General features: G+C 61.7%; 13 protein-coding genes. 9 read left to right on the top strand and 4 right to left on the bottom strand.

The annotated features are described in order from the left end of the window. The first annotated feature begins 44 nt into the window (after window positions 1-44). The gene (locus BVK86_RS30570) at window positions 45-812 is read left to right on the top strand and encodes a methyl-accepting chemotaxis protein (RefSeq protein WP_412071308.1); all 768 of its coding nucleotides are present in this window, start codon (window positions 45-47) and stop codon (window positions 810-812) included. Between the two features lie 119 nt (window positions 813-931). On the opposite strand, the gene BVK86_RS18990 is transcribed toward BVK86_RS30570, so the two are convergent. Next, window positions 932-1,723: an AraC family transcriptional regulator gene (locus tag BVK86_RS18990; protein WP_075947862.1), complete on the bottom strand. Its 792-nt coding sequence runs from the start codon at window positions 1,721-1,723 to the stop codon at window positions 932-934. Window positions 1,724-1,846: 123 nt separating this feature from the next. After that, window positions 1,847-3,124: an acetyl-CoA C-acetyltransferase gene (locus BVK86_RS18985; protein ID WP_075947861.1), complete on the bottom strand. Its 1,278-nt coding sequence runs from the start codon at window positions 3,122-3,124 to the stop codon at window positions 1,847-1,849. A gap of 262 nt (window positions 3,125-3,386) precedes the next feature. On the opposite strand from BVK86_RS18985, the gene BVK86_RS18980 reads away from it, so the two are divergent. The 4 genes from BVK86_RS18980 (at window position 3,387) to BVK86_RS18965 (ending at window position 9,278) form a co-directional block, all read left to right on the top strand. Further along, complete coding sequence (locus tag BVK86_RS18980) at window positions 3,387-4,739, top strand: 3-oxoacyl-ACP reductase (protein ID WP_075947860.1); 1,353 nt, start codon at window positions 3,387-3,389, stop codon at window positions 4,737-4,739. A 2-nt stretch (window positions 4,740-4,741) separates the two neighbouring features. Beyond that, complete coding sequence (locus BVK86_RS18975) at window positions 4,742-5,596, top strand: MaoC family dehydratase (protein ID WP_075947859.1); 855 nt, start codon at window positions 4,742-4,744, stop codon at window positions 5,594-5,596. 355 nt (window positions 5,597-5,951) lie between these two features. Continuing rightward, window positions 5,952-7,469, top strand: a complete 1,518-nt coding sequence (locus tag BVK86_RS18970) for a collagen-like triple helix repeat-containing protein (RefSeq protein ID WP_075947858.1) — start codon at window positions 5,952-5,954, stop codon at window positions 7,467-7,469. 138 nt (window positions 7,470-7,607) lie between these two features. Then, window positions 7,608-9,278, top strand: coding sequence for a ShlB/FhaC/HecB family hemolysin secretion/activation protein (locus BVK86_RS18965; RefSeq protein WP_075947857.1), 1,671 nt, complete (start codon window positions 7,608-7,610; stop codon window positions 9,276-9,278). Window positions 9,279-9,866: 588 nt separating this feature from the next. Here the strand turns inward: BVK86_RS18965 and BVK86_RS18960 are convergent. Then, the gene (locus BVK86_RS18960) at window positions 9,867-10,280 is read right to left on the bottom strand and encodes a response regulator (RefSeq protein WP_075947856.1); all 414 of its coding nucleotides are present in this window, start codon (window positions 10,278-10,280) and stop codon (window positions 9,867-9,869) included. Window positions 10,281-10,366: 86 nt separating this feature from the next. Beyond that, window positions 10,367-10,564 carry a Flp family type IVb pilin gene (locus tag BVK86_RS18955; RefSeq protein ID WP_075947855.1) on the bottom strand — a complete coding sequence of 66 codons (198 nt, stop codon included), beginning with the start codon at window positions 10,562-10,564 and terminating at the stop codon, window positions 10,367-10,369. Window positions 10,565-10,886: 322 nt separating this feature from the next. Between BVK86_RS18955 and cpaB the strand changes: the two genes are divergently transcribed. The 4 genes from cpaB to BVK86_RS18935 are packed head-to-tail and all read left to right on the top strand — an operon-like array spanning window position 10,887 to window position 15,597. Beyond that, window positions 10,887-11,843 carry a Flp pilus assembly protein CpaB gene (cpaB, locus tag BVK86_RS18950; RefSeq protein ID WP_075947854.1) on the top strand — a complete coding sequence of 319 codons (957 nt, stop codon included), beginning with the start codon at window positions 10,887-10,889 and terminating at the stop codon, window positions 11,841-11,843. 21 nt (window positions 11,844-11,864) lie between these two features. Further along, window positions 11,865-13,136, top strand: a complete 1,272-nt coding sequence (locus BVK86_RS18945) for a type II and III secretion system protein family protein (protein ID WP_075947853.1) — start codon at window positions 11,865-11,867, stop codon at window positions 13,134-13,136. After that, window positions 13,133-14,320 (top strand): CpaE/TadZ family protein, encoded by a 1,188-nt coding sequence (locus BVK86_RS18940; protein ID WP_075947852.1) that lies wholly within the window; start codon window positions 13,133-13,135, stop codon window positions 14,318-14,320. Before BVK86_RS18945 ends, BVK86_RS18940 begins: the two co-directional genes overlap by 4 nt. Next, window positions 14,317-15,597 carry a TadA family conjugal transfer-associated ATPase gene (locus tag BVK86_RS18935; protein WP_075947851.1) on the top strand — a complete coding sequence of 427 codons (1,281 nt, stop codon included), beginning with the start codon at window positions 14,317-14,319 and terminating at the stop codon, window positions 15,595-15,597. Before BVK86_RS18940 ends, BVK86_RS18935 begins: the two co-directional genes overlap by 4 nt. Window positions 15,598-15,600 lie beyond the last annotated feature (3 nt).

Genomic DNA, 15,600 nt, shown 5'->3' with positions numbered 1-15,600 from the left:
AGATTCTCGCCACGTCCAAAAGCTCGACCCAGGTATCGAGTGACATGGCTGAAGCCGCCGGTCGCCAGCGTGAGGCCGTCGACATGGTGTCCACGGCGTTCCACGAAATGGTCGCCACCGCCAACGAAGTGGCGCGCTCGTGCAGCCAGGCTGCCGAATCCGCGGACAGCGGCCAGCGTCAGGCCCGCGAAGGCCAGCAACAGATCGACGCGGCGGTGAGCAGCGTGGATCGCCTGAGCCAGGAGATCGAACAGTCCGCGCAGTCGATGCAACAGCTCGAGCGCGACAGCAATGACATTCAGTCGATCCTCGGCACCATCCGCTCCATCGCCGAACAGACCAACCTGCTGGCGCTGAACGCGGCCATTGAAGCGGCGCGGGCCGGTGAGCAAGGCCGTGGCTTTGCGGTGGTGGCGGACGAAGTGCGGGCACTGGCCAAACGCACAGCTGATTCCACCGCGGAGATCGACGGGCTGCTGGGCAACCTGGCCAAGCGCACCAGCCAGGTGACGCAGCAAATGCACGCGAGCCTGGAAGTGTCGCAACAGTCGGTGTCACGCATCGGCGAAGCCCGCAGCAGCTTCGGGCAGATCCGCGAGTCGGTGGATGTGATTCGCGACATGAACACGCAGATTGCAACGGCGGCGGAACAGCAACATCAGGTTGCCGAGGACATCAACCGGCACATCAGCCAGATCCATGGCGATGCGCAGTTGGTGGCGGAACTGGCGAACTCGGCGAGGCTGGATTCGCAAAGCCTGGCCGGATTGTCCAATGAGCTGGATGGCCTGGTGCGCCGCTTCCGCACCTGACCGGCAGACCGCTGCGCGGTCAATCGCTGGCAAGCCAGCCCCCACAGGTGATGCGTCGAGCCGAAATCAGGCGGCACACATCATTCTCTGTGGGAGTTGGCTTGCCAGCGATGGAGCTCTCACTGCCGGAACAATTCTCCCGGGGTAAACCCGAACAGACTTTTGAACGCGGCAATAAACGCCGACGTCGAGTCATACCCACACGCCAGCGCGACATTGGTCACACTGTCGCCCTCCTCCAGCAAACTCAACGACGACAACAGACGCGCACGCTGGCGCCAGCCGCGGAAACTCAACCCGGTTTCCCGCTGAAACAACCGCGTCAGGGTTTTCTCCGACGTACCCAAACGTTCCGCCCACGCCTGCAATGTCACGTTACGCTCGGGATTTTCGATCAGCTCGTTGCATAGCCCCAACAACCGCTCATGGCGGGGCAGCGGCAGGGAAAATCCGACTTCCGGTAAACCAGCCAGTTGATCCAGCAACACGCCCACCAGCCGTGCCTCCTGGCTATCGCCCTGTGGATATTCCACCGGCAGCAAACAGAAACTCTTGATCAACTCCCGCGCCAGCGGTGTCACTTCCAGCACTCGGCAACGCCCGACCGCCCACTGGCAATCCTCACGCCGCACATACAGGCTGCGCATCTCGGCGCGCATCGACGTCACCACCTGGTGCTCAAGATCCGCCGGAATCCAGATCCCCCATTGTGGCGGCGCAAAAAAACTGCCCTCCGCCGTGTGCACGCCGAGAACGCCACTGATGGCGTAGGAAAACTGCACCCAATCGTGACGATGGGGCGGGGTCCACGAACCGGCGTTCAGGCTCTCGACCCGGGCAAACAGTGGACGCGGCAACACCGTAAGGGGCGGAATGGTTCGTTCGAGGGATATTTGTCCGTTAGTCGGCATTGACTGGCCTTGTGTTGCGAGACGGCGGGTGGGGCCGACGTTAGGCCATGTCGAACGTCTATTCAACAACGGTGATACCTGTGGCTGCTGGCTGCCAGCCCCCACAGGGATCCACATCAGACATCAGCGCTCGATAATGGCGGTCACGCCCTGCCCACCCGCCGCACAGATCGAGATCAGTCCCCGCCCCTTCCCCGCCGCATCCAGCAGCTTCGCCAGGTTGGCAACAATGCGCCCGCCCGTGGCGGCAAACGGATGCCCCGCGGCCAGTGAACTGCCTTTGACGTTCAGTCGGCTGCGGTCGATGGCGCCCAACGGTGCCTCGAGGCCGAGACGGGTTTTGCAGTAATCCGCGTCTTCCCAAGCCTTGAGTGTGCACAGCACTTGCGCGGCGAACGCTTCGTGGATTTCGTAGTAATCGAAGTCCTGCAAGCTCAGGCCATTGCGCGCCAGCAAACGCGGTACCGCGTAGACCGGCGCCATCAACAAGCCTTCGGCACCGTTGACGAAATCCACCGCCGCCGCCTCGCCGTCACGCAGGTACGCGAGAATCGGCAAGCCGCGTTCATTGGCCCATTGCTCACTGCCCAGCAGTACCAGCGACGCGCCATCGGTCAGCGGTGTGGAGTTGCCCGCGGTCAGCGTGCCCTTGGCACTTTTTTCATAGGCCGGTTTAAGCGAGGCAAGCTTTTCCAGGGTCGAATCCGCACGCAGATTGTTGTCGCGGGTGAGGCCGAGGAACGGCGTCATCAGGTCGTTGTGCCAACCTTCGGCGTAAGACGCGGCCAGTTTTTGATGACTTTCCAGGGCCAACTGATCCTGCTCTTCGCGAGGAATGTTCCAGGTCTGCGCCATCAACTCGCAATGTTGCCCCATCGACAAACCGGTACGTGGCTCGCCGTTGCGCGGGAACTCAGGGATCAGATGGTGCGGGCGCAATTGCAGAAAGGTTTTCAGTTTGTCGCCCATGCTCTTGGCGCGATTGGCCTGCAGCAGGATCTTGCGCAACCCTTCACTGACGCTGATCGGTGCATCGGAGGTGGTGTCGACACCCCCGGCAATGCCGCACTCGATCTGGCCCAGAGCAATCTTGTTGGCCACCAGCAACGCCGCTTCCAGCCCGGTGCCGCACGCCTGCTGGATGTCATAGGCCGGGGTGGCGGGAGACAGGCGCGAACCGAGTACGCATTCGCGGGTCAGGTTCATGTCCCGCGACAACTTGAGCACCGCGCCGGCAACCACTTCGCCGATGCGCTGACCGTGCAGGTTGTAGCGCTCGATCAGGCCTTCGAGCGCGGCGGTGAGCATCACCTGGTTACTCGCGGTGGCGTAAGGCCCGTTGGACCGGGCGAAGGGAATCCGGTTACCGCCAATGATCGCGACGCGGCGCAGTTGAGTCATGAAAAGCTCCCAATAAACATCCAAAAGTTAGAGCGATCCCTGTAGGAGCGGGCTTGCCCGCGATGGCGGCAGCACATTCCGCATTGATGTGACCGTTAAATCGCTATCGCGGGCAAGCCCGCTCCTACAGGGGATGCATTGCCACAAAATCCGGTATTCAAACTACGCTGCTGTGATCAAGCGTAGGCCTTATCTCGTGGATCGAACGACTGATTGCCATTCGTGGTCCACACTTTGAACCCCAGCTTTCGGAGCGCGTTCCATGTCTGACCGCTATATCGACTTCGCCAACTCCTCCATCGGCCATCGTCTGGTCGGGGCCTTGGGCTTGCCTGCGCCGACCCGGCTGGAACGTTGGCAAGCAGGCCGGCTGCGCCCGGTCGACGGTGCGTTGCTGATCGGTGGCGGGCCGTTGGCGGAGAAAGTCAGCGCCATTGCCAATCGCCTGACCGACGCGATCTACAGCTACGGCACCGAGCCTTCAATGGCGACGCAATGGATTCCCGGCCACGGCCCGAAACTCAAAGCGGTGGTGTTCGACGCCAGCGATCTGCTGCACACCGATCAGCTCAAACAGCTGCGCGAGTTCTTTCAGCCGCTGATGAAAAACCTCGATCACTGCGCGCATCTGGTGATTCTCGGTCGCGACCCGCAGACCTTGAGCGATCCGTTCGCCGCCGGTGCGCAACGCGCCCTCGAAGGTTTCAGTCGCTCGCTGGCCAAGGAATTGCGCAGCGGCGGCACCTTGCAACTGATCCACGTCGGCGAAGGTGCCGAGGATCAACTGGAAGGTCCGCTGCGGTTTTTCCTCTCACCGAAAAGCGCGTTCGTCTCCGGGCAAGTGATTCGCCTGAACCCCTGCGATACGCCGGTGACGGACTGGACGCGACCGCTGGCCGGACGCAAGGCACTGGTCACCGGCGCAGCGCGGGGCATCGGCGCGTCCATTGCCGAGACCCTGGCCCGGGACGGTGCCGATGTCATCCTGCTCGACGTGCCACCGGCCAAAAATGATCTGGAAGCACTTGCCGCACGCTTGGGTGGACGCAGCGTCACGCTGGACATCTGCGCTGAAGACGCCGCCACGCAACTGGTTGAACAGTTGCCCGACGGCATCGATATCGTGGTGCACAACGCCGGCATCACCCGCGACAAAACCCTGGCCAACATGACCCCGGAATTCTGGGACGCGGTGCTTGCGGTCAACCTCAACGCGCCACAAGTGTTGACCAAAGCCTTGCTCGACAATGGCACCCTGCGCGACAACGGTCGGGTGATTCTGCTGGCTTCGATCAGCGGCATCGCCGGCAATCGCGGGCAAACCAACTACGCAGCGAGCAAGGCGGGCCTGATCGGGCTGGCGCAAGCCTGGGCGCCGCTGTTGCAGGCACGGGGCATCAGCATCAACGCGGTGGCACCCGGTTTTATCGAAACCCAGATGACCGCCCACATCCCGTTCGGCCTGCGCGAGGCCGGGCGGCGCATGAGCTCACTGGGCCAGGGCGGCTTGCCGCAAGACGTCGCCGAAGCGGTGGCCTGGCTGGCTCAACCGGGCACCGGCGCATTCACCGGGCAAGCCTTGCGGGTTTGCGGGCAAAGTGTGTTGGGGGCTTAGGCATGACGATCGACTGGCACACACTCAATCGCGAACCCGGCCTGCCCGGGCTGTATGCACACGCGGCAACGCGACGGAAAATCACCGGCACCACCCTGCCGGCCTCGGGCTTGCGCTGCTGGGTGGATGTCGATGCAAAACGTCTGGCGGCCTATCGCAAGGTCTGCGGTTTTACCGACAACAGCCTGCTGCCTCCCACTTACCCACACATCCTCGCCTTCGCTTTGCAGATGCAACTGCTCACCGCCAGGGACTTCCCGTTCCCGCTGCTGGGGCTGATTCACCTGAGCAATCGCATTCGCGTGTTGCGCCCCATGGGTGGGGTGGGTCGGGTACGGGTCAGTGTGCACGTGCAAAACCTGCAACCTCATGCCAAGGGTGCGACGTTCGATCTGGTGACCACCCTGGATGATCAACTCGGCGCGCTGTGGGAGGCTGAAAGCCAGATGCTGTGCCGAGGGGTCAAGCTCGAAGGCGAGTCCGTGGAGGACGTACTCGCGTCGACGTTGACGCTCACGCAAGTGGCGCAATGGAAAGCACCTGTGGATATCGGCCGGCAATACGCCAAGGTTTCCGGCGACTACAACCCGATTCACCTGAGCGCGGCCAGCGCCAAATTGTTCGGCTTTCCATCGGCCATCGCCCACGGGCTATGGAACAAGGCGCGCACACTGGCCGCGTTGGCCGATCATCTGCCGTCGGCGAATATCGAGATCGCGGTGCAATTCAAAAAACCGGTACGCCTGCCCAGCGAGGTGGCGCTACTGGCCAGTGCGGCGGGGTCCAGTGGTGAATTGCAGTTGATCGGCGCCGGAGATCTTGAACACATGGTTGGCCACTGGCGGCCGGTCGCCTGATAGATAAAAAATGGCAGCTTTCGGCAGCGCCTGCAGTGGAACGCATCCTCTGCAGGCGCTGCCGGAACATCGTTAATTGTGTATATATCACTTAAGTTTTCAGCGCCCTCGCCTCTGCCCTCTCCAACGACTCCCTCATTGATTTCAAAAGCATTTTTATCCGCGGCTATACCCTAGGTATTAGCCCTTAGGCAGCACGCGCGCGTGTTTATCAAAGGGCTTAATACCAAGTGGAGAATGGCGTTGCAGAGCCGTTGCGATTGTTATGTGGACAACGGACGAAGGCATGGCCGGCGACAGAACCGGTCAGCCATCGAAGACAACGACGTTGTTACAGGTGCAAGGAATTTTACTTATGAAAACTCAAGTTTGGTGCAAATCAGCCACCGCATTGGCGCTCATTCTCTCCCTTGGCCTCGCCGGCTGCAGCAGCGGCGGTGGCGGTCATCACAGCAGCTCCGACAGCTCCTCACCCGATGGCCAGACCGCTGGAGGGGCATCGGGTGGATCAGACAGCACCGCCGGCACAGGCACCGGAGGTACCGGAGGCACGGGCGGTGGCGGTGGCGGTGGCGGTACCACTGACCCGACCAACCCAACCAATCCGACAGACCCGACCAATCCCACCAATCCAACAGGCACGCCGCTGGTGACCACCACCCTGGTTCAGGATGTCGGCAACACCGTCGCTGGCGTCGGTGACGGTGTCGGGCAAATCGGCGATTCGCTGGGCTCGGTTCCGGTGGTCGGTGGTGTCGTGCAAAGCGTAGTGAACACCACCGGCAACGTGGTCAGCACACTGGGTGACGGCGTGGCCAATGGTGTGGGCAAACTGGGCACCGACCCGAACGGCCTGGGCGTTACCGCCTCATCGGTAGGTGGCGTGGTGCAAGATCTCGGTAACGGTGTTTCTGATGTCAGCGGCAAACTCGCGACCACCACCAGCAGCGTGCCGGTGGTGGGTGGCGTGGTGACCCGGGTGGCCCCGGTGCTCGATGGCGTCGGCGAAAAAGTCACCATGCTCGGCGACACCTTGAGCACCGCGACTACCAGCGGCCCGCTGGGCTTGGTGACCCGGGAAGTCGGCAACAAACTGGTGCCGGTGATCGCCATGGTCGAGAGCACCACCGACAAGGTCGGCGACGCCACCGGTCTGGGCGATCCACTCAAGGGCATCGTTCAGAAAGTCGGCGACACCGTGAATGGCGTCGGTGACAAAGTGACCGATGCCGGCAATGGCAACCCACTGACCAACACCGTTGGCGGCGCCCTGAGCAACACCGGCACGACGGTGGGCAAAGCCGGAGGCCTGGTGGCCAACGGCAGCGGATCTGGCGGCAGCGGCGGCCTGGGTGGCACCGGCCTGCTGGAAACCGTCGGTGGCGCCGTGGTCAACGTCGGTAGCGGACTCAACATCGGCAACACCAACGGCGTGGTCAGCGCAGCCGGTGTGAACGGCGTTGCCGGCGGTAATCTGATCGCGTCGGTGGGAGGCGCACTGGGCGGCAGCGGTATCGCCAACACTGGCCCGACCGCAGCGCTTGCCAACGTCGGCAACATCGCCGGTACTGCGCTTAATCCCGTCACTTCTGGCGTGTCCGGGCTGACTCAAACCCTCGGCAGCACCACCGGCATCGGCGCCCCGATCGCCGGCCTCACTGGCCAGGCCGGCGGCGCGGTCGCCAACCTTGGCGGAGCGATTGCCGGCGGCACCGCCAACCCGGTGGTCACGGCAGTCGGCAACACGGTCACCACCGTGGGCGGCACCGTCGCGGCAGTCGGCGGGCTGGTCAACGGCGGCACCGGCACCACAGGAGGCCTTGGCGGGGCGTTGGGTGGGCTGACCGGCGCACTGGGAGGAAAGAATCGTTGAATTGCACCTGGCCGATTCGACGGCCTTAACTACAGCGCCTACGCTTGGTTGGAGGCGGAAGATTCTAATCAGTCTTCCGCCTTTTTCTTTGGGTCACGGAGATCCTCGCGATACCGCGGATTGAACAGGGAGAGTCCTATGCGCATTGTTGCTTGCCTGCTGTTACTGCCCCTCAGCTGCACCGCCTTCGCCGATACCCTCCCCAGCTTTCTCAACAGCAATGACACCATCCGCAACCTGCCCGTGCCGAACCTGCCCGCCGACGCCTACCGCCCGACGGCCGCGCCTCTGCAAGTGCCGGAGCCCGGCGCCGCGCAAGCGCAACCGTTGATGATGGGCACCAAAGTCAATCTCAAGACCGTGCAGATCGAGGGCGGAACTATCTACCCGCTGGGCGAACTGGCCGCGATCTACCAACCGCTGCTGGGCCGCGAATCGAGCCTGGCCGACCTGATCGAAGCGACGCGCACTATCACCCGTCGCTATCAACAGGATGGTTACCTGCTGTCCTACGCATTTCTGCCCCAGCAAACGTTCGATAATGGCGTGGCGCGGGTGGTCTTGGTGGAGGGCTATATCCGCAATTACCAACTGCAGGGTGACGTCGGGCGGGTCAAAGGCCTGCTCGACAAACTGGTGGCCAAACTCCAGGCCGAGCGGCCACTGACCCGCAAGACCTTCGAACGCTACACCACGCTGATGAGCCGCATCCCCGGCGTGACCTTGCAAGCACAAGTACCACCACCGGGCACCACCGATGGCGCAACCGACCTCATCGCCCAGGCCAGCCGCAAACCCTTCACCAGCAGCCTGGGCACCACCGACGACAACCGCAACGGCACCCAGGCCTTGCTCGGCGTGAGCAGCAATTCACAGACCGCCATGGGTGAACAACTGAGCCTCAGCGGCCTGTTTCCCCCGGGGGATGACGATGAGCATTACTACCGTCTGGACTACAACCAGTTCCTCAATGCCGAAGGCACGCAACTGGCGCTATCCGCCTCACGCTACCGCGCCGACCTGGGCACGAATGTGCAGCTCGACAACGGCCTTGAGCTCAAACCCCATCGGGAAAACGACCGCTACTCGATCGGCTTCAGCCATCCGGTCATCGCCTCGCCGAATGAACTGCTCAGCGCCGGTGCGCGGGTTTACGCCGTCAACGACAAGACCCGCTACAAAGTGGTGGGCTTCCCGCTGAGCGTCGAAGAACGCACCGACATCCGCGCTCTGGCGTTCGAAAGCGACTGGCGCAAAGCCGATGCGCAACAACTGCGCATCCTCAGTGGCGGGCTGTATCAGGGCCTCGACAGCATGGGCGCCGAAACCAACAACAGCGCGCTGGACCTGGACTTCTTCCGGCTGCGTCTGTCGGGGGTGCAAAGCGATAAATTCTTCGACAACTGGCAAGGCGTGGTATCGGCCGCGTTGTACTGGAGCGACGACACCCTGCCCGACAGCGAACGCGCCGTGTTCGGCGGACAAAACTTCGGCCGCGGCTACCCCGACGACCAGGCTTCAGGTGACAAGGGCTGGGGGGTGGCCTACGAGGTGAACTACAGCTTCAACCGCGACTGGAAATGGGTCAGGGTCCTACAACCCTATGTGGTCCTGGACCGGGCCAAAACCTGGTTCAACGAACTGCCGGTCAAAGGTAATGACATGTCATCGGCGGCGGTGGGATTAAGGTTTGGCGATGCCAGGTACTACAACATTGCACTGGAAGCGGCCAAACCCATGTCCGATGAAGCGCTGGACACCTTCAATCGCAAGCCGCGGTACAGCATTAGTTTCAGTTATCAGTTGTAGGGTGGATGGGGTGTATCCGGGAGGGATTGGTTGGTTGTCAGGACGCCATCGCCAGCAGTCTGGCTCCCACAGTTGGAATGGGTGCATGTGGAGAGATTGGTTGGATGCTATCGCCAGCAAGCCGGCTCCTACAGATTCCTGGACGTATCTGCGAGAAATGGGTCGGCAATCAGGCCGCCATCCACCAAGCCGGTTCCGAGCACACCCACGCTCTTCACCACTCCACAGGCCGAGCGTTAGCTCGCCTGCCGATCTTGATCCACCCGCCCCCTCGGCAGGCTGAGTGGAGGCGTTTATCCGGGGGGTGGGCGCGCAGCGCCGTGCGGCGAAGCCGCACACATCGAGAGGAGGTCGTCGCGGAGCAGACCGGAGGCGATGCCCCCGGATGAATGCCGGAGCGAAGGAACACCGAGCCTAAGCGAGGGGCCGTACGAAAGGGGCGAGACCTTTTGGTTCCTTTTGGGGCGTTTGCCAAAAGGGACTCGCCGTAAGGGCGAAACCATAAGCAGCCGTTACCGCAGCAACGGATATGTACTCAATCAATCAAGAGCCTGGCCGGCTCAGAGGCCGCCAAGGCCAAAACCGCAATCATCCCTTGACCAAATAAACCTGCGGCAAGGGAAAAAGATTATTCAACGTCTCCAACAACCTCACGTGATAAATCGGCTTGCGAAACAGATCCAGCACCTGCAACCGCAGCATGTCACTGACATCATCCATATCCGCATGCCCCGACACCACAATCACCGGCAAATGCTGACGCGACGTATGCTCTCGCAGCCGCTTGATCAGCGACATGCCACTCTCCTCCGGCATGCGCAGATCAGTGATGACCAGCGCAATATCCGGATGCCGCGTCAGGTGCTGCAACGCCAGCTTGACCGATGTCGCCGTGAAGCAATTGAACCCCTCACCCTCCAGCAGCTCCGCCAATTCAAGCACTGCATCCTCTTCGTCATCGACCAGAAGAAGTTGTTGGCGCGACTGTCCTGGAGCACTCATGGGCAACACCTGAAATGGATTAAGCACTGACATCGGAACCCGCCTTCGGCAATGCATAAATTACCGAAACGAACTCGCGTAATCATTCAGAAGGCGTTTTTGATATTTTCGAACACCGTTTTGATGCTGGTTCCAATATCTCCACTGAGCCCCGCGATGACCACCGCGACCATCGCAGCCACAATCGCGTACTCAATACCCGAAGCACCCTCGGTATCCTTGGCCAGACCTTTGTAAAAAGCGATTTCGGATTTGACCTTCTGAACCAGCTTGGAAAAAGACATGACAGTTCTCCCTGAGACCACGGGTGTTGCACGGTCGCAACATGATTCCCCTATGCCAGCATCAGCATTGTCGGCATTCCGGGGACCAACAACTGTAAAAACGCATTAATACGAAAGTATTAGTCGTTTCGTTGGCGCCAAAAAACCCTTCATTTCATCGTAAAGTTTTACTTTTGCTGGATTTTTCGCTCCGGGTAATGGCGTTTTGCTCTAGCTGCGCTACGGTCAAATAGCGAAATCGTTTTATGTTCATAGCTGCCTGATTGCGAAGTTTCTCGTTGGATAGAGCGAGTCTTCGAGCAGCAGGAAAGGGAGAGCCGTCATGAACAGTCGTATCATTCTGGGTCTTGCCGGACTGTCTCTGGTGGGTGCAGTCATTGCCGGGTATTGGGGCTTCACATTGACCCGCCAACCCGCCGTCGCGCCCGTCGCGCCCGTCGCGCAGACCGGGACCGTTACGCCCGCTTCCAGCGTTCAACCACCCGTGCCCCTCGAAGAAGACACCACCCGCAAACCGGTCGTGGTGCTGCAGCGGGACATCGCGCCGTATGTGCAAATCACCGCCGCCGATGTGGCCCTGGAAAAACTTCTGACCGTTCCGGCGGGCAGCCTGACCCGCCTTGATCAAGCCATCGGCCGCGCGCCGTGGCGCGCCCTCAGCGCCGGTAGCTGGCTCAGCGACGAAAGCTTCGACGCCGGCAGCAAACTGGCGCGGATGATTCGCCCCGATGAACGCGCCCTGGCCGTCGCCGTGGATGAAGTGATCAATGCCGGCGGGCAACTGACACCGGGCGACTATGTCGATGTGCTGCTGTTTTTGCGCCTGGACACCAACAACCCGCAGCCCTCGGCGCAACTCGTGGTGCCTGCCTTGCGTGTGCTGGGGGTGGGCGAACAGATGGGCTTGACCAATGACGGCCAACCCGCCAGCCCGACGCATAACAGCGATGAAAAAACTCGCCAGGAACAGCGCGCCAGCGCCCGCACCGTGCTGCTCGCGGTGCCCGAACAACTCATGAGTCGTCTGATGCTCGCCGCACAGGCCGGGGTATTGCGCCTGGCCGTGCGCAGCGCAGATGAAAAACGCTTGTCGCGCTACTGGGCCGGAGAACGCGAATCACCGGCCAATATCGCCAACGCCAATCGCGAACTGGTGCAGTTCAACCAACTGGCCATGACAGCACCGCCCAAACCGATCACCAGCAGTGGCGCAGCCGCACCACGCAAGTCCGGTGTGGAAGTGATCCGCGGTAACGAAATCACTCAACAGACCCCCTGAATCGAGCAAGGACGCACTTTAATGCGCAGACGTTTTACGCCGTTGCTCAACGGCTTGATCTGGGCCACCTTGCTGGGCAGCCTGCCGGCCTCGGCCGCATTGGCCGCCAGCAGTCATTGCACGGCACTGGGCTCGATGCCCGCAGTGCTGGAAGTTGGCGAAGGCCAGCAAAAGGAACTGCAATCACCGGTCGCCATTACCCGGATCGCCGTCGGCGACCCGAAAATCGCCGATGTGCGGGTCAACGGCAATCAGGCTTTTCTGCTGACAGGCGTAGCATCAGGCGCCACCAGCCTGATGGTCTGGACGGCCTGTTCCACGGCTCCGCGTCAGAGCATGGTGTTCGTTCAAGGCCGTGCGACCGCCGCCATGACCAGCGCCGCGCGGATGCCATCGGACGACCCGCTATTGCCTTCGCAAGTGCAGACCGATATCCGCTTCGTCGAAGTCAGCCGCACCAAGCTCAAGGAAGCCGGGACGTCGATCTACGGCAAGGGCTCGAACAACTTCCTGTTCGGTGCACCCGGCACGGTGCCCAACACCGGCGTCACCCCGGGAGTGGTGCCGCTGTTCAACATCGACCCGCGTATCGCCGCGCCGAGCATTCCCTTGGCCAACGACATGTTCAACATCGTCTGGGGTGGCGGCAGCAGTAAGTTCCTCGGCATCGTCAACGCCCTGGAAGGCAGCGGCTTCGCCTACACCCTGGCGCGGCCAAGCCTGGTGGCGCTCAGCGGGCAGAGTGCAAGTTTCCTGGCCGGTGGGGAAATACCGATCCCGGTGCCCAGCGCCAACAGCAACAGTTACTCAATCGAATACAAGGAGTTCGGGATTCGCCTGACACTGACCCCTACGGTGGTCAGCAATGACCGGATCTCCCTGAAGGTCGCCCCCGAAGTCAGTGAGCTCGATTACAACAATGGCGTGACCATCGGCGGTACCACCGTCCCGGCCTTCACCATTCGCCGCACCGACACCAGCATCTCGCTGGCCGACGGCGAGAGCTTCGTGATCAGCGGTTTGATCAGCACGCAAAACGCTTCGCAAGTCAGCAAGTTTCCGGGACTGGGCGACATCCCGATTCTTGGCGCGTTTTTCCGCAACTCCTCGATCAACCGCGAAGAGCGCGAGCTGCTGATGATCGTCACGCCGCACCTGGTTCACCCCCTGGCCGCCAACGCGCCTTTGCCGTCATTGCCCGGTGAAAAACTGCGTAATTACGACCCGAACTGGTATCGCCTGTACTTCCTTGAAAACGGCAACTTCGATAAACGCAGCGGGTTATCGCAATGAGCCAGAACCTCAGTCAGACCTTCCTTGCGATCACGCGCAACAGCACCGATCTGGAGTGGCTGCAGGGCGCCCTCGCGCCGTTGGGCCAGGTCGTCAGTGCCGGTGCCGGCAGTCTCGACGAACTGCTGGCGCTGGTGGACGTGACCTTCGCCAACCTGGTGTTCGTCGGCCTCGACCGTGAACACGTGGTCGCGCAGTGCGCATTGATCGAAGGCGCACTGGAAGCCAAACCGATGCTGGCCATCGTCGCGCTGGGCGATGGCATGGACAATCAACTGGTGCTCAACGCCATGCGCGCCGGCGCCCGGGATTTTGTCGCCTATGGTTCGCGCTCCAGTGAAGTCGCCGGGCTGGTCAGGCGACTGAGCAAGCGCCTGCCCGCCGTCGCGCCGAACAATCACCTGGGCGGCCTGACCGTGTTGTACGGCGTGCAGAGCAATGCCGACGGTGCGCTGCTCGCCAACCATATGGCGCAAGTGGTGCAGAAGAGCGGCCAGCAAACGCTGCTGCTCGACCTTGGACTGCCCCGCGGCGACAGTCTGGCCTTGCTCGGTCTGGAAAGTTCGTTTCATTTCGGTGATGCCTTGCGCCATGTCCGCCGCCTCGATGCGACGCTGATCGACAGCGCCTTCACCCGCTGCGAAGTCGGGCTGAGTATGCTCGCCTATGCCAGCAACGATGAACCGCTGGAACACACCAGCGCCGCCGAGTTGTACATGCTGCTCAGCGCCCTGCGCCAACACTTCCAGCACATTGTGGTGAACCTCACCGGCCAGCCCGACAGTGAAGCCCTGCGCACCTTCGTCAGCCACTGCGACAAGCTGTTGTGGTACACCGATCAGAACGTGCTCGACTGCCGCCGCAACCTGGCGGTGCTCAACCTGTGGCGTGAAAAAGGCATGAAGCTCGATCACGCCCGGCTGCTGGTCGATCGTTACTTGCGCACCGTGGCGCCGGACTCGGAAGCCCTGGGCAAAAGCTTCGGCATGGAAATCATCGCCACCCTCGCCTACAGCCCCGAGGTGCGCCTGAACGCCAAGAATCAGGGTGTGACCCTGTTCGAACTGGCGCCGCGAGAAGTCCTCACCCAAAGCCTGCGTGCCCTCGGTGAGCGCTTGGCCAAACGCTCCGAAAGCCTGGCCAAACCCAAGTCCTGGTTCAGTCGCTTGAGAGGTGCGCAATGAACGCAGAAAAACTGTTCGGCGCCAGCCCGCGCGCGGTGACCGGCAATACCGATCACGAAGGCCTGAAACTGGTGCTGCACCGCTACATCATCGATGCCATCGAAGAGTCGGGCAAAAACCTGCTGGAAGGTTCGCGGCAAGTGCTGTCGCAGTTCGTCATCGACAAAGTGGCCGAGTACATCGCGCGCCTGCACCTGGCGATTTCCCGCTACGAGATGGAGCGTCTGGCCGAAGAAATCGTCGACGAACTCACCGGTTTCGGTCCGTTGGAAGTGCTGCTGCGCGATTCGGCGGTGACCGAAATTCTGGTCAACGGCCCCCACCGGGTGTTCATCGAGCGTGACGGTGTGCTGCACCAGAGCGACTTGCGTTTCATCGATGCACACCACGTCGAGCGTGTCATCCAGCGCATTCTTGCGCCGCTGGGGCGCCGGCTTGATGAGTCATCGCCGATGGTCGATGCGCGCCTGCCGGACGGCAGCCGGGTCAACGCGATCATTCCCCCGATTGCGCTGGACGGTCCTTGTCTGTCGATTCGCAAATTCCGCCAGGACATGCTCAAGAGCACCGACCTGATGGCCATGCAAACCATCGACCAGTCGATTTACGAGTTCCTGCAAGAAGCCGTGGGCAAGCGCTGCAATATTTTGATCAGCGGCGGCACCGGCACTGGCAAGACCACGCTGCTGAACATTCTCAGCCAGTTGATCAACCCTCACGAACGCCTGGTCACCATCGAAGACGTCGCCGAATTGCAACTGGGCCACCCGCACGTGGTGCGCCTGGAAACCCGTCCGCCGAATGCCGAAGGCCATGGCGAGGTGAAGGCCAGCGACCTGATCCGCAACGCCCTGCGGATGCGCCCGGACCGGATCATCCTCGGCGAGATCCGCGGTGTCGAAGTGGTCGATGTGCTGACCGCGATGAACACCGGTCACGACGGCTCGATGAGTACCGTACACGCCAACAATGCCCAGGACGCCTTGCTGCGCCTGGAAACCCTGGTCGGCCTGACCGGGCGCAGCATCGCCGAACGGACCTTGCGCCAGATGATCTGCGCAGCGCTCGACGTGGTGATTCAGTTGACACGCATGCCCGATGGCCGGCGCTGTGTCAGCGAAGTGGTGGAGGTGATCGGCATCCGCGAAGACGTGTACGTGACCAACACGCTGTTCCGCCTCGACCGACGCAATGGCTTCGGTTTTCTGCGCGAGGCGATTAACCCTGCCGGTGACAAACTGCGTCGCGAGTCGGCGCTTTCCCCTACGGCGTACTGAAGG

Source organism: Pseudomonas reinekei, from assembly GCF_001945365.1.
Classification (GTDB): domain Bacteria; phylum Pseudomonadota; class Gammaproteobacteria; order Pseudomonadales; family Pseudomonadaceae; genus Aquipseudomonas; species Aquipseudomonas reinekei.
Note: the sequence above shows the minus strand (reverse complement) of the source record. Positions and strands in the feature narration are given on the sequence as shown.